General features: G+C 66.9%; 17 protein-coding genes. 9 read left to right on the top strand and 8 right to left on the bottom strand.

What is annotated here, in order from left to right; translation table 11 throughout:
• Positions 1 to 155 precede the first annotated feature (155 nt).
• Positions 156 to 1,385, top strand: a complete 1,230-nt coding sequence (serA, locus tag L1F06_RS22910) for a phosphoglycerate dehydrogenase (RefSeq protein WP_004373943.1) — start codon at positions 156 to 158, stop codon at positions 1,383 to 1,385.
• A 115-nt stretch (positions 1,386 to 1,500) separates the two neighbouring features.
• Here the strand turns inward: serA and L1F06_RS22915 are convergent, their stop codons facing one another.
• Entirely contained in the window at positions 1,501 to 1,992 is a 492-nt protein-coding gene (locus tag L1F06_RS22915; protein ID WP_129482470.1) for a 2-thiouracil desulfurase family protein, read from the bottom strand.
• 289 nt (positions 1,993 to 2,281) lie between these two features.
• On the opposite strand from L1F06_RS22915, the gene L1F06_RS22920 reads away from it, so the two are divergent.
• A complete protein-coding gene (locus tag L1F06_RS22920) occupies positions 2,282 to 2,818 on the top strand; it encodes a DUF6160 family protein (protein ID WP_129482469.1) in 537 nt (178 codons plus the stop codon).
• Between the two features lie 35 nt (positions 2,819 to 2,853).
• On the opposite strand, the gene L1F06_RS22925 is transcribed toward L1F06_RS22920, so the two are convergent.
• Complete coding sequence (locus L1F06_RS22925) at positions 2,854 to 3,477, bottom strand: 2OG-Fe(II) oxygenase (protein ID WP_004373946.1); 624 nt, start codon at positions 3,475 to 3,477, stop codon at positions 2,854 to 2,856.
• A 124-nt stretch (positions 3,478 to 3,601) separates the two neighbouring features.
• On the opposite strand from L1F06_RS22925, the gene L1F06_RS22930 reads away from it, so the two are divergent.
• The gene (locus L1F06_RS22930) at positions 3,602 to 4,369 is read left to right on the top strand and encodes a DUF2059 domain-containing protein (RefSeq protein WP_096825330.1); all 768 of its coding nucleotides are present in this window, start codon (positions 3,602 to 3,604) and stop codon (positions 4,367 to 4,369) included.
• A 49-nt stretch (positions 4,370 to 4,418) separates the two neighbouring features.
• Here L1F06_RS22930 and bipL read toward each other — a convergent pair whose 3' ends face one another.
• A complete protein-coding gene (gene bipL, locus L1F06_RS22935) occupies positions 4,419 to 5,360 on the bottom strand; it encodes a phospholipase BipL (RefSeq protein WP_012020028.1) in 942 nt (313 codons plus the stop codon).
• A gap of 115 nt (positions 5,361 to 5,475) precedes the next feature.
• Between bipL and L1F06_RS22940 the strand changes: the two genes are divergently transcribed.
• Positions 5,476 to 6,057: a DUF6436 domain-containing protein gene (locus L1F06_RS22940; RefSeq protein ID WP_129482468.1), complete on the top strand. Its 582-nt coding sequence runs from the start codon at positions 5,476 to 5,478 to the stop codon at positions 6,055 to 6,057.
• A gap of 85 nt (positions 6,058 to 6,142) precedes the next feature.
• Here L1F06_RS22940 and L1F06_RS22945 read toward each other — a convergent pair whose 3' ends face one another.
• On the bottom strand, positions 6,143 to 7,171 hold the full coding sequence (locus tag L1F06_RS22945) for an AraC family transcriptional regulator (RefSeq protein ID WP_129482467.1): 1,029 nt from the start codon (positions 7,169 to 7,171) through the stop codon (positions 6,143 to 6,145).
• Positions 7,172 to 7,284: 113 nt separating this feature from the next.
• Between L1F06_RS22945 and L1F06_RS22950 the strand changes: the two genes are divergently transcribed.
• Complete coding sequence (locus tag L1F06_RS22950) at positions 7,285 to 9,663, top strand: penicillin acylase family protein (RefSeq protein ID WP_129482466.1); 2,379 nt, start codon at positions 7,285 to 7,287, stop codon at positions 9,661 to 9,663.
• 334 nt (positions 9,664 to 9,997) lie between these two features.
• Here the strand turns inward: L1F06_RS22950 and L1F06_RS22955 are convergent, their stop codons facing one another.
• On the bottom strand, positions 9,998 to 10,441 hold the full coding sequence (locus L1F06_RS22955; RefSeq protein ID WP_012020032.1) for a hypothetical protein: 444 nt from the start codon (positions 10,439 to 10,441) through the stop codon (positions 9,998 to 10,000).
• On the opposite strand from L1F06_RS22955, the gene trmL reads away from it, so the two are divergent.
• Positions 10,440 to 10,904, top strand: coding sequence for a tRNA (uridine(34)/cytosine(34)/5-carboxymethylaminomethyluridine(34)-2'-O)-methyltransferase TrmL (gene trmL, locus L1F06_RS22960; protein ID WP_004373981.1), 465 nt, complete (start codon positions 10,440 to 10,442; stop codon positions 10,902 to 10,904). The genes L1F06_RS22955 and trmL overlap by 2 nt on opposite strands.
• Before the next feature lie 99 nt (positions 10,905 to 11,003).
• Here trmL and secB read toward each other — a convergent pair whose 3' ends face one another.
• From secB to L1F06_RS22975, 3 genes are read right to left on the bottom strand one after another with little or no spacing between them, the layout of a single operon-like run.
• Positions 11,004 to 11,489, bottom strand: a complete 486-nt coding sequence (secB, locus tag L1F06_RS22965) for a protein-export chaperone SecB (RefSeq protein WP_004373984.1) — start codon at positions 11,487 to 11,489, stop codon at positions 11,004 to 11,006.
• Between the two features lie 28 nt (positions 11,490 to 11,517).
• Positions 11,518 to 11,778 (bottom strand): glutaredoxin 3, encoded by a 261-nt coding sequence (grxC, locus tag L1F06_RS22970; RefSeq protein ID WP_004373986.1) that lies wholly within the window; start codon positions 11,776 to 11,778, stop codon positions 11,518 to 11,520.
• A gap of 1 nt (position 11,779) precedes the next feature.
• Complete coding sequence (locus tag L1F06_RS22975) at positions 11,780 to 12,193, bottom strand: rhodanese-like domain-containing protein (protein WP_004373988.1); 414 nt, start codon at positions 12,191 to 12,193, stop codon at positions 11,780 to 11,782.
• Between the two features lie 147 nt (positions 12,194 to 12,340).
• On the opposite strand from L1F06_RS22975, the gene gpmI reads away from it, so the two are divergent.
• The 3 genes from gpmI to L1F06_RS22990 all read left to right on the top strand — a co-directional run bounded on the left by gpmI (position 12,341) and on the right by L1F06_RS22990 (position 16,585).
• The gene (gene gpmI, locus L1F06_RS22980; protein WP_129482465.1) at positions 12,341 to 13,873 is read left to right on the top strand and encodes a 2,3-bisphosphoglycerate-independent phosphoglycerate mutase; all 1,533 of its coding nucleotides are present in this window, start codon (positions 12,341 to 12,343) and stop codon (positions 13,871 to 13,873) included.
• 107 nt (positions 13,874 to 13,980) lie between these two features.
• On the top strand, positions 13,981 to 15,222 hold the full coding sequence (locus L1F06_RS22985; RefSeq protein WP_129482464.1) for a murein hydrolase activator EnvC family protein: 1,242 nt from the start codon (positions 13,981 to 13,983) through the stop codon (positions 15,220 to 15,222).
• 46 nt (positions 15,223 to 15,268) lie between these two features.
• Complete coding sequence (locus L1F06_RS22990) at positions 15,269 to 16,585, top strand: S41 family peptidase (RefSeq protein ID WP_129482463.1); 1,317 nt, start codon at positions 15,269 to 15,271, stop codon at positions 16,583 to 16,585.
• Positions 16,586 to 16,672: the final 87 nt, after the last annotated feature.

Raw genomic sequence — 16,672 nt, forward strand, 5'->3', positions numbered from 1 at the left:
TCGCCCTGAGAACCATTCAGGTCGCAACCGAGCATTGAAAAAGGCGAACATGCTAGCATACGCACCCCGTGAATCGAGCCATGCGGTGATCTACGGGCGCTGGCTGAATTTCTCAGCCCTTCCCTGCCAACATCCCTGGGACAACAGGTACTCCGATGAGCAAGACCTCTCTCGACAAGAGCAAGATCAAGTTCCTTCTTCTCGAAGGCGTCCACCAGAATGCCGTGGACACTCTGAAGGCCGCCGGCTACAGCAACATCGAGTACCTCAAGGGCGCGCTGTCGGGTGAAGAGCTGAAAGAAAAGATCGCCGATGCCCACTTCATCGGTATTCGCTCGCGCACCCAGCTGACCGCCGAAGTCTTCGACTGCGCGAAGAAGCTGGTCGCCGTCGGCTGCTTCTGCATCGGTACCAACCAGGTCGACCTGGACGCCGCCCGCGAGCGCGGCATCGCCGTCTTCAACGCGCCCTACTCCAACACCCGTTCGGTGGCCGAACTGGTGCTGGCCGAGGCCATCCTGCTGCTGCGCGGTATTCCGGAGAAGAACGCCTCCTGCCATCGCGGCGGCTGGATCAAGTCGGCGGCCAACTCCTTCGAGATCCGCGGCAAGAAGCTGGGCATCATCGGTTACGGCTCCATCGGCACCCAGCTCTCGGTACTGGCCGAGGCCCTGGGCATGCAGGTGTACTTCTACGACACCGTGACCAAGCTGCCGCTGGGCAACGCGCAGCAGATCGGCGATCTGTACGAACTGCTGGGCCTGTGCGACATCGTCTCGCTGCACGTGCCGGAGCTGCCGTCCACCCAGTGGATGATCGGCGAGAAGGAAATCCGCGCCATGAAGAAGGGCGGCATCCTGATCAACGCCGCGCGCGGTACCGTGGTCGAGCTGGATCACCTGGCCAACGCGATCAAGGACGAGCACCTGATCGGCGCCGCCATCGACGTGTTCCCGGTCGAGCCCAAGTCCAACGACGAGGAGTTCGAAAGTCCTCTGCGCGGCCTGGATCGCGTGATCCTCACCCCGCACATCGGTGGTTCCACCGCCGAAGCGCAGGCCAACATCGGCCTGGAAGTGGCCGAGAAGCTGGTCAAGTACAGCGACAACGGCACCTCGGTGTCCTCGGTCAACTTCCCCGAAGTGGCCCTGCCGGCGCATCCGGGCAAGCACCGTCTGCTGCACATCCATGCCAACGTTCCCGGCGTGATGAGCGAGATCAACAAGGTGTTCGCCGACAACGGCATCAACATCTCCGGCCAGTTCCTGCAGACCAACGACAAGGTCGGCTACGTGGTGATCGACGTCGACGCCGAGTATTCGGACCTGGCGCTGGAGAAGCTGCAGCGCGTCAATGGCACCATCCGCAGCCGCGTCCTGTTCTAAGCACGCCGCCGCACACGAAAAGGGAAGGCTTCGGCCTCCCCTTTTTTTCATGTGCGCCGCGCGCACCTTCGACAGATGGCGATAGTTTCGTGCCACGGATCGCCTCCGTGCCACATCACGCCTGCTCCAGCCGCGCCAACTCGGCGGCGGCCTCGTCCAGCTGCCCCTCGTTGAACACCTTGACCCCGGCTCGCTTGAGCAGCGCAGCGGTGACGCCCTCACCCGCCACGCGCACGCCGCTGAAGCTGCCATCGTAGTTTTCCAGATTGCCGCACGACGGGCTGCGCGCCTTGAGCAGGGCCAGGCGGATGCCATGCTGGCGCACCAGCGCCAGCGCCTGCTCGGCGCCGTCGACGAACGCAGCCGTAACGTCCTCGCCCTCGATCGTCAGCACCGGCAACAGGCCGTCCAGCACCGCGCCGCCCTGACCGCCGCGAATCTCCGCTGGCAGACGCGGCGTAGGCAGGCCGCCGGCTACCTCCGGACACAGCGCCACCACCCGCCCCTCGTCCAGCCACCGTTGCAGCTGATCGAAGGGGCCGTGAGCGCCGCCGTCATAGCGCACCCGATGCCCGAGCAGGCAGCGGCTGACCAGTATCTTGTGCATCGTTTCTCTCCCTTGCCGGCATCAGAGTAACCGTCGGTAACAGCGCCGTCAGCCCTCGTGCCGGCCACCGGCAAAGCGGCCTGGAGCCGCGCTGATGCGAGCGCCGCGGCCTATCCTTCGGCGGGAAGCGGACCTGGCCCATGGCGCACCGGGCATGGCCACACCAGACTTGCGCGGCCAACGCTCATGCCCTCCCTCATCCGGCGCCTCGCGCCCTCTCCCGACGGGAGAAGCTGATAAGGAAGGCGTCGCTGCGCGACTTTCATGCCAACCAGGGAGGTTCCCGTTCATGCCCAAGCCATTTCGTACGCCATTTCTGCCGCTGCTGTGTGCTGCGGCGCTGCTCGCCCCCTCGGCCCAGGCCGCCTTGCAGGCGCTGGAGGATGAAAGCCTGAGCCAGATCAGCGGCCAGGCCGGCATCACCATTCGTCTCGATCTGATGGCGCGCATCGACGAGATGCGCTGGCAGGACGACGGCGGCAGCCTGTCGCTACGCAACGTGAAGATCGATAACGGCTGCCTCAAACCCACCGATTGCGACGGTTACGCTCTCGGCCCGGCCCAGCTGGGCGCCAGCGTGCCGATTCTGGGTCTGGAGGTGCCGACCCTGGAAGTGGACGTGGTCAAGGGCAGCAACGGCCAGAGCCAGTTGCAGCTGAAACTGCCCAATCTGACCGCGATCAACCAGCAACTCGGCCCGCTGGGCAAACTGGTGATCCGTGCGCGCGTGGCCAGCGATCTGTACATCGGCGATACCAGCATCGGCAACGTCGCCCTGCGCGATATCCGCGACATCAACGGCACCATCAAGGTCTGGGGCCACTGAAGGCTTCGGCGGGCCACCGCGCAGGCCCGCCGCACTCAGAGCGGCCCGCTGCCGCGGCGCCTGAACCAGCCGGTCAGCGACAGCCGTTCGCGCGTGGCCGGCAGCACCTCGTGCGGCATGTCGCCGGACATGAACAGCGCCAGGGTGCCGGCCTCGGGCAGCACGTCATGCTCACGGCCATCGGCCAGATACAACCGCAACGCACCGCCCTGCTCGGGCAGCCAGTTGTCGTTCAGATAGAACACCGCCGAGACCGTACGCCGGTCGTCATCGCGGAAGCGATCGACATGGCGCTGGTAGAAGGCACCCGGCGCGTAGCAGGCGAAGTGGCCCTCGAAGTCCTCCAGGCCGAGGAACAGCGCACGGTTGAGCGCCTGACGCAACTCGTCCAGCAGCGCCAGATAGCGGTCGCATGCCGCGCTCTGCCCGGGCTCCAGCCACTGGATATGATCGCCGCGAATGCCTTCCTGAACCTGCAAGGCGCCGCCGCGGCCGACGCCGGCTGCGCTGAGCTCGCCACTGCGTGCACGCTTATGGCACTCCGCGGCCAGTTCGCGGGTCAGAATTTCTGGGGCGAATAGCGCCCGCTGCGACCAGCCCTGGCTGGCGAGGTCGTCGATAAGGCTGGAAAAGCTGTCTTGCAGGCTGAGTTCGTTCATGGCGGCGATTGTATCAGCGCCCGTGCCGTCGCTCGACACGGCTCGACAAGCCTTGACCCGCCACCGAAAATAGCCGGCCGCAGCGCCCTGCGGGCGGCCAGGATAGTTTGCCAAGGAGTTCCCGATGCGCGTTTTGTTTGCCCTGTTGCTGATTGGCCTGGGTCTGCCGGCCCTGGCGGACGATCACCTGCGCCTATACCAGGCCGCCGGCTGGCCGCAACAGCGCGAGCACTTCAATCAGGCGCTCGATGCCGCCCAGCAACGCTACCGCAGCACCCTGCCGCCGGCGGTGTATCAGGCCCTGGTGGACAACAGCAATCGCCGCTTCGCCGCTGCCGCCATCGACCAGCGCGCGCAGCACAGCCTGCGCATGGAGCTGACCGACCCGCAGCCGGCGCTGGCCTTCTTCCAGTCCGAGCTAGGCCGCAAGGTCGTCGCCGCCGAGCAGCTGGCCACCCGCAGCGATCAGCTGGCCAAGTATGCCAACGGCCTGCCGCGCACCGATGCCGATGCCACCCGCCGCCTGCTGATTCGTCATCTGGCCCAGGCCCTGCCGGCCAAGGAAGCCGGCGCCGAAGTCAGCCTGGCGCTGGCCGGCGTGGCGGCCGACAGCCTCAGCCAGATGATCCCCGGCCTGCTCGGCGGCGGCCAGGCGCAGAGCCTGCTCAATGGCCAGCGTGCCCGCCTGATGGCGCAGATCGAGCAGGATCTGGACAACACCCTGCTGCACGTCTACCGCGACCTGAGCGACCCGGAACTGGAGCAGTTCGTCGAGTTTGCCCAGTCCGAAGACGGCAAGGCCTATTACCAGGCCGCCCTGCAGGCCCTGCGCGCCGGCCTGGCCGTAGGCGTCAGCACCGCCGACCTGGAGCCGGCGCCGCAGGGAATTTGAACGACTCGGATGTCCTAGGCCGCCCAGCGCAGCCTGGAGCAAAGGCTTCCTACGCCAGTCGCTCGCGCAGAAAGTCGAAGTAGCGCTGGCGCAGCGCCTCGTTCTCGTTGGCCAGATGATGCCGGGCCTCCGTCAGCCGCAGAATCTCCGGCTGGCGGAACTTGTCCTGCAGCACCTCGAGGTTGTAACGCCAGTCCACCGTCATGTCCGCCTCTCCCTGAATGATCAGCGGGCTGTGCTCGCTGCGCGCCGCCGCCTCGATGCGCGGCACCCACTGGGCCAGCGCGCCGACCCAGGCGGTGGGCAGGCTGCGCGGCTGTAGCGGGTCGAGGTTGTGGACGAAATCGATGAAGGTGGCGTCGCTGGAGTTCTCGCTGAAACGCCGGGGAATCTCGCGCACGAAGGGACTGAGCAGGCGGTAGCTGAGCTTCGACCAGGCCCAGGCACGCGGCCGCACCAGTGGCGCCAGAAGGATGCTCTGGCCCAGCTCGGGACGCTGGGCGCCGGTCAGCAGGTAGTCCAGCAGAATCGCCCCACCGGTGCTCTGCCCGCAGAGGTGCCAGGGTTGCGGCAACCCCAGCTCGGCAGCCTGTTCGAACAAGCCGGCCAGCACCTGCTGGTACTCGGCGAAGTCGCCGATGCTGGCGCGCGCGCCGCTGGAAAGCCCATGGCCCGGCAGATCGCAGGCGAGCACGGCGAAGTTCATGGCCAGCGCCCAGTCGACCACGTGGCGGTACAGCCCCATATGGTCGTAGTAGCCGTGCAGCAGCAGCAGAGTGCCGCACGGTTCGGCCGGCGCCCAGAGCTGTACGGCAATCTGATAGCCGGCGGCGTTGAAGCTGCCGAGGCGGTTGTCCAGCCCGACATGGCGCGCGCTCAGATCGAGCCCGTAGAAACTGCGATAGGCCTGCAGCGCCGGCAAATCGAGGCGCGCTGCGGCCAAGGGTCGCAGCAGAGGGCGCAGTTGCTCGGGCTGAAAGGGCTCTGACATGGGGCTTTCCATAGGGCAAAGGGCAGATTGTGACGGTATGGCAGCGATGGCTGCGATATTCAGCTGCCAGGCGCATCGTGGCAAGCTACACGCCCTTTTCCGCCCGGCGCCTGCCATGCTCCGTCTTTCGCGCAAGAATCTGCTCATCGCGCTGCTCGCCCTGGCCTGGCTGGTCGGCATGCTGCTGGCCTATCGCTGGTTCGAGACGCGCTATATGCGCACCTTTGACGAGCGTGCGGCGGTGTTCTCCGGCGCCGAGCTGCGCCTGCCGGAGGCAATCGCGGGCCCCGGCGCCATACGCCTGGTGCATTTCTGGGACCCGGCCTGCCCGTGCAATGTCGGCAATCAGCAGCACCTGGCCGAGCTGGTGCAGCGCTATGCGCCGCAGGGCGTTACCTTTCACGTCGTGCAGAAGCCTGGCGGCAAGGGCAGGCTGCCGCCCGAACTGGCGGCGCTGCAGCCGATCGAGTCGATGCCCGGCAGTGCCGACCTGCCCGCCAGCCCCGCCGTCGCGATCTGGGACCGGCAAGGCCGGCTGGCCTACTTCGGCCCCTACAGCGAAGGGCTGGTGTGCAATTCGAGCAACAGCTTCATCGAGCCGATACTCGAAGCGCTGGCCGAAGGCCGCACGGTCGATGCCAGCAATACCCTGGCGGTCGGTTGCTTCTGCGAATGGGCCCAGCCGAGCGACGGCTGAACCGCGAGCCGCGATTGCAGTGGGATAGCGCCGCAACCCGGGCAGCGGATCTGTCAGCGGATACGGCGCCCGCGCGGCATGCCCTTCACGCTCCATGCGAACCGTGACGCGGCGCCAGACCTCGCGGCGTGCCGCCCTGCCAGCGGCGAAAGGCGCGGTAGAACGGCGACAGCTCGGCGAATCCACAGGCGCGCGCCACCTCACGCACCCCCAGCCCCTGATCCAGCAGACGCAGCGCGCGCAAGCGACGCACTTCGTCGTGCAGGGCGCGAAAACTGCTGCCCTGCTCGCTCAGCGCCTTCTGCAGGGCGCCGCGTCTACTGCCCAACGCCGATGCACAGTGCTCCAGGGTGCAGGGCGCAGAGCCGAGATTCAGCTCCAGCCAGTAGCGCACCCGAGCCAGCAACTGGTTCTCCACCAGCTCGGCCAACTGCTTCTCGGCCTCTGCACTGAGCACCTCGAACAGCCTGGGGCTGGCGCTGCGCGACGGCCGAGCGAGCATCGCGCGCGGCAGGATCAGCGCATCGTGCGGCTGGGCGAAACGCGGCTCGACACCCAGCAGGCGCCGGTGCTCGGCAAGCCGGCGCGGCGCGTGGTGGCGAAAATCGACGCCCAGCAGGGGCAGCTCGCCAGCGGCTGCGGCGAGAATCTTCGCCAGCAGCACGGCCAGGCATTCCATCTGCTGGCGCAGCGAGCCAACCCCGCGGTAGTTGAGGTCGATGATCAGCCGCGCCTGCTCGCCCTGCTCCTCCAGACGGGCGGCGAAACCACCGGACAGTATGTGCTGGAAGCGCACGAAGGCCTGCAGACCCTGGCGCAGATCCCGCGCCGCCAGCAGCAGGTAACCGACCACGTCCATCGGACGCGGCTGCATCACCTCCCCCAGGTGCAGACCGATGTCGACGTCGCCGCTGATGCCTTCCAGCGCCTGCCAGAAGCGCGGGGCGCTGTCGTGGTCCTCTCGCGCCTCCAGCAGCGGCGCGGCCAGCGCCGCGCCGGCATAGGCGCGCCGATAGGTGTCGGTGGGGTCCAGTCCCAGGGCGGTCAGCGCCTCGTAGAGCAGGCGACGCAGGGTGGAGGAATGGGTCAGGGCAACGAATTCGCTATCGGCCATGGCGGTTCTCGGCGGCTATTGACCATAGACTTTCAGCCGCGCGGCATTTGGTCAATGTCGTGCGCCGGCCGCCTGCGCACAATGCAGCGCGACGATAACAACAAGGATTGGCAATGAAACGCACCCTGACTGCCGTTGCCCTGCTGGTCGCCGTCACTGGCGGCGGCCTGGGCTGGTATCTGCACGGCAAACAGCCACTGCGCGACGGCGAGCTTCGCCTCGACCAGCTGCAGGCGCCGGTCACCGTGCGCTACGACGAGCGTGGTGTACCGCACATCCGCGCCGAGCACGAAGCCGACCTGTACCGCGCCCTGGGCTATGTGCACGCCCAGGACCGCCTGTTCCAGATGGAAATCCTCCGGCGCCTGGCCCGAGGCGAGCTGGCCGAGGTGCTCGGCGAGAAGCTGGTGGCCACCGACCGCCTGTTCCGCACCCTGGGCATCCGCGCCCATGCCGACGAGTACGCCACCCGCCTTGACCGCGACAGCCCGGCCGGCCGTGCCCTGCTGGCCTACCTCGACGGCATCAACCAGTACCAGACCAGCCGCCCCCTGCCGCTGGAGTTCGACCTGCTGGGCATCGAGCCGCGCCCCTTCAGCGTCGCCGACACCCTCAGCGTGGCCGGCTACATGGCCTACAGTTTCGCCGCCGCCTTCCGTACCGAGCCGCTGCTGACCCACGTGCGCGACCAGCTCGGCGCCGATTACCTCGAGGTGTTCGACCTCGACTGGCATCCGCAGGGCGTGGTCGGCCCCGCGCTCGCCGATGGCGACTGGCAGGACCTGGCCGCCATCGCCCGCCTCAGCCACGCGGCGCTGCAGGGCAGCGGACTGCCGCAGTTCGAAGGCAGCAACGCCTGGGCTGTCGCCGGCAACCGCACCGCCAGCGGCAAGCCGTTGCTGGCCGGCGACCCGCACATCCGCTTCGCCGTACCGGCGGTGTGGTACGAGGCACATCTGCAGGCGCCCGGCTTCGAGCTGTACGGCTACCACCAGGCGCTCAACCCGGTCGCCTCGCTGGGGCACAACCGCGACTTCGCCTGGAGCCTGACCATGTTCCAGAACGATGACGTCGACCTGATCGCCGAGCGGGTCAACCCGAACAACCCCGCCCAGGTCTGGTATCAGGGCCGCTGGGTGGACCTGCAAAGCCGCAGCGAAACCATCGAGGTCAAGGACGGCGAGCCGGTGCAGCTGACTCTGCGCCGCTCGCCGCACGGCCCGCTGATAAACGATGCCCTGGGCGAGAACGCCGGCAGCACGCCGATCGCCCTGTGGTGGGCCTTTCTGGAAACCGACAACCCGATTCTCGACGCCTTCTACCAGCTGAACCGCGCCGACAGCCTGGACAAGGCCCGCGCCGCCGCGCAGAAGATCGAAGCGCCCGGGCTCAACGTGGTCTGGGCCAACGCCAGCGGCGACATCGGCTGGTGGGCGGCGGCCCGGCTGCCGCTGCGCCCCGCCGGAGTCAATCCGAACTTCATCCTCGACGGCGCCAGCGGCGAAGCGGAGAAACCCGGCTGGCATCCGTTCAGCGCCAACCCGCAGGAAGAGAACCCGGCGCGCGGCTACATCCTCTCGGCCAACTACCAGCCGGTACCCGCCAGCGGCATCGAGATTCCCGGCTACTACAACCTGCCCGACCGCGGCCAGCGCCTGAACCAGCGCCTCGGCGACGCCGCGGTGAAATGGGACCTGGAAAACAGCCAGGCGCTGCAGCTCGACCCCGGCACCGGCTATGGCCCGCGCCTGCTGGCACCGCTGCTGGACGAGTTGCGCGACGCCGCCGCAGACGATCAGGAGCGCGCGCTGGTGCAGCTGCTGGCCGAGTGGAATGGCGATCACCCGCTCGATTCAGTGGCCGCCACCCTGTTCAATCAGCTGACCTACCAACTGGCCCGCGAGGCGATGGCCGACGAGCTGGGCGAGGCCCTGTTCGACAGCCTGCTGCTGACCCGCGTGCTGGACACCGCCCTGCCGCGCCTGACCGCGGCTGCCGACTCGCCCTGGTGGAATCGCCAGGGCAGCGGGCAGCGCGAGACACGTGCGCAGATCGTCGCCGCGGCCTGGCGCGCCAGCCTCGCCCACCTGCGCGGCCAGCTCGGCGACGACAGCCGCGCATGGACCTGGGGCCGTGCCCACACCCTGACGCACGAACATCCGCTGGGTCAGCAGCAGCCGCTGAACCGGCTGTTCAATGTCGGTCCGTTCGCCGCGCCCGGCGGCCATGAAACGCCGAACAACCTGTCGCACAAGGTCGGCCCCGCGCCCTGGCCGGTGGTATACGGCCCCTCGACTCGGCGCCTGGTGGATCTGGCCGACGCCGACAAGGCGCTGGGCGGCATTCCGGTAGGGCAGAGCGGCGTGCCGTTCGATGCCCATTACCAGGATCAGGCAGCGGCACACGTGGCCGGCCAGTACCAGCCGCAACACCTCAGCGAAGCGGACGTGGCCGCGCACGCCCGGGCGACGCTGAAGCTGCTGCCGCGCTGACTGGGGCAGCGATCCGGAACACAGCGTGGTGCGCCATCGGTGCATCGCGCTGCAAGCTGGTGCACCGTGGCGCCGCAAATGGCGCCATGACCCTCGCCTGGGGCCCTACAGCCCGCGATAAACAGGCTTTCCAGACCCGGTAATAAAATTGGCACACGCCCTGCATAGGCTAAGGCAAACCCAGTTTTGGGGACCTTGGTACAGGCAGGCCGGGGAATCCCCTTCTTTATGCGACGCCACCGCGCGTCATGTGCAACGCGCCGCCGCTCGCCAACGAGCACGGCGCCACCCGTTTCGGGGACCTTGGTACAGGCAGGCCGGGGAATCCCCCTCTTTATTCGGGACGCAGTGCCAGTCGGGCACGCCAGCGTCCATCCTCCTGCGCACCGTGCCATTGCCCCGCCAGCGGGCGCGGTGACACCAGCACCAGCAGCAGATCCCGTCCATCACGCTGCACGCGCCAGTTGACCAGCCCCAGCGCCAGGTTCAACTGGCCCTCACGCTCGCGCCCGTAGGCATTCTCGTAGCGATACACCAGGGCGCCGCCGACAGGCTCGGCATGTGCCTGCGGCTCGCGGTTGAAATGCAGCTGCAGCCCCTCGGCCCAGGGCTCGACATCCTCGATGCGCAGTGGCGGCGGGTCGAACAGCCGGCCGAGCATCATGCCGACGAGAAAGGCGATAAGCATCACCGAGCCCACGAAGCGCCAGCGAAGTCGCGGCCGAGGATCCTCGACCGGCGTAGAATGGCGGTCATCCCTGTGTTCGGAGCCCTGCATGTTCCACGTCATCCTCTTTCAACCGGAAATTCCACCCAATACCGGCAACATTATCAGGCTGTGCGCCAACAGCGGCTGCCAACTGCACCTGATCGAGCCACTGGGTTTCGAACTGGACGACAAGCGCCTGCGCCGCGCCGGCCTGGACTATCACGAGTACGCCACGCTCAAGCGCCACGCCGATCTGCAGAGCTGCCTGGACAGCCTCGGTCAGCCGCGCCTGTTCGCCTTCACCACCAAGGGCTCGCAACCCTTCCACGAGATCGCCTACCAGCCGGGCGATGCCTTTCTGTTCGGCCCGGAGAGCCGCGGCCTGCCGGAGGAAGTACGCAACGCCCTGCCACCCGAGCAGCGCGTGCGCCTGCCGATGCGCGCTGGTTGCCGCAGCCTGAATCTGTCCAACACCGTGGCCGTGACCGTTTACGAGGCCTGGCGACAGAACGGCTTTGCCGAAGCCGAGTAAGGCACGCTCCCCGTCACCGGTGCGCGCAGCGCACCCTGCAAAAAGCAAAACGCCGCGAACCTGTTGCCAGGAACGCGGCGTTTGCAAGCGGAGCGTCGCTTAGTGCGCGGCGGCTTCGCCAGCCTGCTGCATGCGCTGCAGCTCCTGAGCGTACAGGGCGTCGAAGTTCACCGGCGACAGCATCAACGCCGGGAAGGAGCCGCGGGTCACCAGGCTGTCCAGCGCCTCACGGGCGTAGGGGAACAGGATGTTCGGGCAGAAGGCACCGAGGGTGTGGCTCATGGAGGCAGCGTCCAGGCCCTTGATCAGGAAGATGCCGGCCTGCTGCACTTCGGCGATGAAGGCCACTTCTTCGCCGTTCTTCACGGTCACCGACAGGGTCAGCACCACTTCGTGGAAGTCGCCTTCCAGGGTCTTCTGACGGGTGTTGAGGTCCAGACCGACGCTCGGGGTCCACTCCTGACGGAAGATTTCCGGGCTCTTCGGCGCCTCGAAGGACAGGTCCTTGACGTAGATGCGCTGCAGGGAGAATTGCGGGTTCTGCGACTCGGCAGCGGCGGCGCCGCTGTTGGCTTGCTCGGTCATGGCGTTTGCCTTCCTTAACGTTGCGGTTTCATGCGGGGCTCTGCAGCAGGGCGTCGAGCTTGCCGGCGCGCTCCAGGGCGTAAAGATCGTCGCAACCGCCCACATGGGTGCTGCCGATCCAGATTTGCGGTACCGAGGTGCGTCCGGCCTTGCGGGTCATCTCCGCGCGCACGGCCGGCTGGCCGTCGACGCGAATCTCCTGATAGTCAACGCCCTTGCTGGCCAGCAGCTGCTTGGCGCGGATGCAGTAGGGGCACCAGTCGCTGGAATAGATGACCACGTCGGCCATGTCACTTCACCAGCGGCAGGTTGTCGCCACGCCAGGTGGCGATGCCACCGGACAGCTTGGCGGCGGTGTAGCCGGCCTTCTTCAGCTCGCGGGCGATGCTGCCGGCATGCTGCCCCATGGCGTCGACGACGACGATGGTCTTGGCCTTGTGCTTTTCCAGCTCGGCGATGCGCGCTGCCACCTTGTCATAGGGAATGTGCAGGGAATCGACGATGTGCCCGGCGGAGAACTCCTTCTGCGCACGGATATCCAACACCACGCCCTGCTCGCTGTTGACCAGCGCGGTCAGCTCGCGGCTGGACAGGCTCTGACCGCCCTTCCGCATTTCGGTGACGATCAGCGCCACCAGCAGCACGACGAACAATCCGCTCAGTACATAGTGGTTAATGATGAATTCAATCAGGTTGGCGAACATCTATATGACCCAGGACGGTAAAATGCCGGCCAGTATACACAGGCCCACAGGTCGGCCAAACCCCGTCCGGCAGTGACGCGCCGGGCGCTTGACCCTAAAATGCCGGGCTGTTTCATTGCCCCCTCAGACGCAGAGCGAGCCAGCTTAATGAGTGCCACGCCAAAACCCTTGGTTCTGATCATCCTCGACGGCTTCGGTCACAGCGACAAACCCGAATACAACGCCATCCACGCCGCCAGCACGCCGGTCTACGACCGCCTGCGTGCCACCTACCCGCATGGCCTGATCTCCGGCAGCGGCATGGACGTGGGCCTGCCGGACGGGCAGATGGGCAACTCCGAAGTCGGTCACATGAACCTCGGCGCCGGTCGCGTGGTGTACCAGGACTTCACCCGCGTGACCAAGGCGATCCGCGACGGCGAGTTCTTCGATAACGCGGCGATCAACCAGGCCGTGGACAAGGCCGTGACCGCCGGCAAGGCCGTGCACATCCTCGGCCTGCTGTCCGACGGCGGCGTCCATAGCCATCAGGATCACATCGTCGCCATGGCCGAGCTGGCCGCCAGACGCGGTGCCGAGAAGATCTACCTGCACGCCTTCCTCGACGGCCGCGACACCCCGCCGAAAAGCGCGCAGCCGTCCATCGAGCTGCTCGACGCCGCCTTCGCCCGACTCGGCAAGGGCCGCATCGCCAGCCTCACCGGCCGTTATTTCGCCATGGACCGCGACAACCGCTGGGACCGCGTCGAGCAGGCCTACCACCTGATCGTCGACGGCGCCGGCCAGTTCAACGCCGCCAGCGCCGTGGAAGGCCTGCAGGCTGCCTACGAGCGCGGCGAGAGCGACGAGTTCGTCAAGGCCACCACCATCGGCGCGCCGGTGCAGGTGGAAGACGGCGACGCCGTGGTGTTCATGAATTTCCGCGCCGACCGCGCCCGCGAGCTGACCCGCGCCTTCGTCGAGCCCGGCTTCCGGGAGTTCGAGCGCAAGCGCGCGCCGCAGGTCGGCTTCGTCATGCTCACCCAGTACGCGGCGAGCATCCCGGCGCCCGCCGCCTTCGCCCCGGAAGCGCTGACCAACGTGCTCGGCGAATACCTGGCGAAGAACGGCAAGACCCAGCTGCGCATCGCCGAGACCGAGAAATACGCCCACGTCACCTTCTTCTTCTCCGGCGGCCGCGAAGAGCCGTTCGAGGGTGAAGAGCGCATCCTCATCCCCTCGCCGGACGTCGCCACCTACGATCTGAAGCCGGAAATGAGCGCGCCGGAAGTCACCGACAGGATCGTCGATGCCATCGAGAACCAGCGTTACGACGTGATCATCGTCAACTACGCCAACGGCGACATGGTCGGCCATACCGGCGTGTTCGAGGCGGCGGTCAAGGCCGTGGAAACCCTCGATACCTGCGTCGGCCGCATCACCGAGGCGCTGCAGAAGGTGGGCGGCGAGGCGCTGATCACCGCCGACCACGGCAACGTCGAGCAGATGGAAGACGAATGCACCGGCCAGGCGCACACCGCACACACCTGTGAGCCGGTGCCGTTCATCTATGTCGGCGAGCGCCCGGCGCGCATCCGCGAAGGCGGCGTGCTGGCCGACGTGGCGCCCACCCTGCTGACCCTGATGGGCCTGCCGCAGCCCGCGGAAATGACCGGCAAGACCATCGTCGAGCTCGAATAATCGGCAGAAAACAGGAAACGCCCCGCGCCGTGAGGCCCGGGGCGTTTTTTTTGCCCGGCGGCGCGGGCATACTAGGCCTCAATTCGCCCTCCGGTGTCGCCTCGCCCATGCTTCGCATCCTTGCCCTGCTCCTGCTCAGCAGCCTGATCGCTCCGGCCCTCGCCGATCAGCGCGCCGATACCCAGCGCCAGCTGGAAGCGGCGCGCCAGGATGTGGCCGAACTGAAGAAGATGCTGGAGAAACTGCAGCAGGAGAAATCCGGCGTGCAGCAGCAGCTGAAGAAGACCGAAACCGAGATGGGCACGCTGGAAGGTCAGGTCAAGGAATTGCAGCGCGAGCTCAAGAGCAGCGAGCAGGAAATCCAGCGCCTGGACCAGGAGAAAAAAAAACTCCAGAGCGCGCGCACTGAACAGCAACGTCTGATCGCCATCCAGGCCCGCGCCGCCTATCAGAGCGGGCGCCAGGAGTACGTCAAGCTGCTGCTCAACCAGCAGAACCCGGAAAAGTTCTCGCGCACCCTCACCTATTACGACTACCTCAGCCAGGCGCGTCTCGAACAGCTCTCCGCGTTCAACGAAACCCTGCGCCAACTGGCCAATGTCGAGCAGGAAATCGTCACCCACCAGACCCAGCTGCAGGTGCAGAAGGCCAGTCTCGACGAACGCCACGCCAAGCTCGCCGAGGCGCGCAAGGAGCGCCAGCAGGCTCTGGCCAAGCTCAACAGCGAGTTCAGCAACCGGGATCAGCGCCTGAAAGCACGCCAGCAGGAACAGGCCGAGCTTGGTCGCGTACTGAAGACCATCGAGGAAACCCTGGCCCGCCAGGCTCGCGAAGCCGAAGAGGCGCGCAAGCGCGCGCTGGCGGCCCAGCAGGCCGAGCAGGCGCGCCCGGGCAGCCAGCAGCCCAGCGGTCCGCTGGTCAGCTCAGGCACCGTCTACGGCGGGCCCTTCGCCAGTGCCCGCGGCAAGCTGCCGTGGCCGGTCGATGGCCGATTGGTAGCACGCTACGGAACCCCGCGCGGCGGCGACGCTCGTACTAAATGGGATGGCGTCCTGATCGGCGCCCCCGCCGGCAGCCAGGTGCGCGCCGTGCATGGTGGGCGCGTGGTCTTCGCCGACTGGTTGCGTGGCGCCGGTCTGTTGGTCATTCTCGATCATGGCAACGGTTACCTGAGCCTGTATGGCCACAACCAGAGCCTGCTGAAGAATGCGGGCGACCTGGTCAAGGCAGGGGAACCCATTGCCACCGTCGGCAGTAGCGGCGGTCAGGACAGCTCGGCGCTGTACTTCGCCATTCGCCAGAACGGTCGCCCGAGTGATCCGGCACAGTGGTGCCGCGCGCAGGGATAATCAGGCTGCAGCCTGGTGGCGCTTCATTTACCTAGGAGTTGTCTTCATGTCTTATCGCTTCCGCCCCACCTGCCTGGCCCTGGCCCTCGGGCTGCTGCTCGGCGTTCCAGCCCTGCACGCGGCCGAGCCTGCCCCCGCGCCGGCAGCGGCGGCGAGCGGCAAGGCACCGCTGCCGCTGGATGATCTGCGCACCTTCGCCGAGGTGATGGACCGCATCAAGGCCGCCTATGTCGAGCCGGTCAGCGACAAGACCCTGCTGGAGAATGCCATCAAGGGCATGCTCAGCAACCTCGACCCGCATTCGGCCTACCTGGAGCCGGAGGCCTTCCTCGAGCTGCAGGAGAGCACCAGCGGCGAGTTCGGCGGGCTGGGCATCGAGGTCGGCATGGAGGATGGCTTCGTCAAGGTGGTCTCGCCGATCGATGACACCCCGGCGTCCAAGGCCGGCATCCAGCCCGGCGACCTGATCGTCAAGATCGACGGCCAGCCGACCAAGGGCCTGTCGATGATGGAGGCCGTGGACAAGATGCGCGGCAAGGCCGGCAGCAAGATCGAGCTGACCCTGGTACGCGACGGCGGCCGCCCGTTCGACCTGACCCTGACCCGCGCGGTGATCAAGGTACGCAGCGTCAAGAGCCAGATGCTCGAGGACGGCTACGGCTACCTGCGCATCTCGCAGTTCCAGGTCAACACCGGCGAGGAAGTCGGCAAGGCGCTGACCAAGCTGCGCCAGGAGAACGGCAACAAGAAGCTGCGCGGCCTGGTGATGGATCTGCGCAACAACCCCGGCGGCGTGCTGCAGGCGGCGGTGGAAGTCACCGATCACTTCCTCAAGAGCGGCCTGATCGTCTACACCGAGGGCCGCCTGGCCAACTCCGAGCTGCGCTTCAATGCCGACCCGGCCGACGCCAGCGAGGGCGTGCCGCTGGTGGTGCTGATCAATGGCGGCAGCGCCTCGGCTTCGGAAATCGTCGCCGGCGCCCTGCAGGACCACAAGCGCGCGGTGCTGATGGGCACCGACAGTTTCGGCAAGGGCTCGGTGCAGACCGTGCTGCCGCTGAACAACGACCGCGCCCTGAAGCTGACCACTGCGCTGTACTTCACCCCCAACGGCCGCTCGATCCAGGCCCAGGGCATCGTCCCCGACATCGAAGTGGCGCGCGCCAAGGTGACTCGCGAACAGGATATCGAGGGCGTCAAGGAAGCCGATCTGCAACGTCACCTGGGCAACGGCAACGGCGGCGCCGATCGCCCGAGCAAGGCCGCGCAGGCCGCTCGCGCCGAACGCCCGCAGGACGACGACTACCAGCTGAGCCAGGCGCTCAACCTGCTCAAGGGCCTGAGCGTCACCCGCGGCAACTGAGGCCGTATGGCGCAACGAAAAAGCCCGGGCAACTGTCCGGGCTTTTTCTTGGCTTAGGGCGCTCGCAAACCCCGTAGGGTGCGCCAT

Origin of the sequence: Pseudomonas hydrolytica (genome assembly GCF_021495345.1) — a bacterium.
In the GTDB taxonomy this organism is placed as follows: Bacteria; Pseudomonadota; Gammaproteobacteria; order Pseudomonadales; family Pseudomonadaceae; genus Aquipseudomonas; species Aquipseudomonas hydrolytica.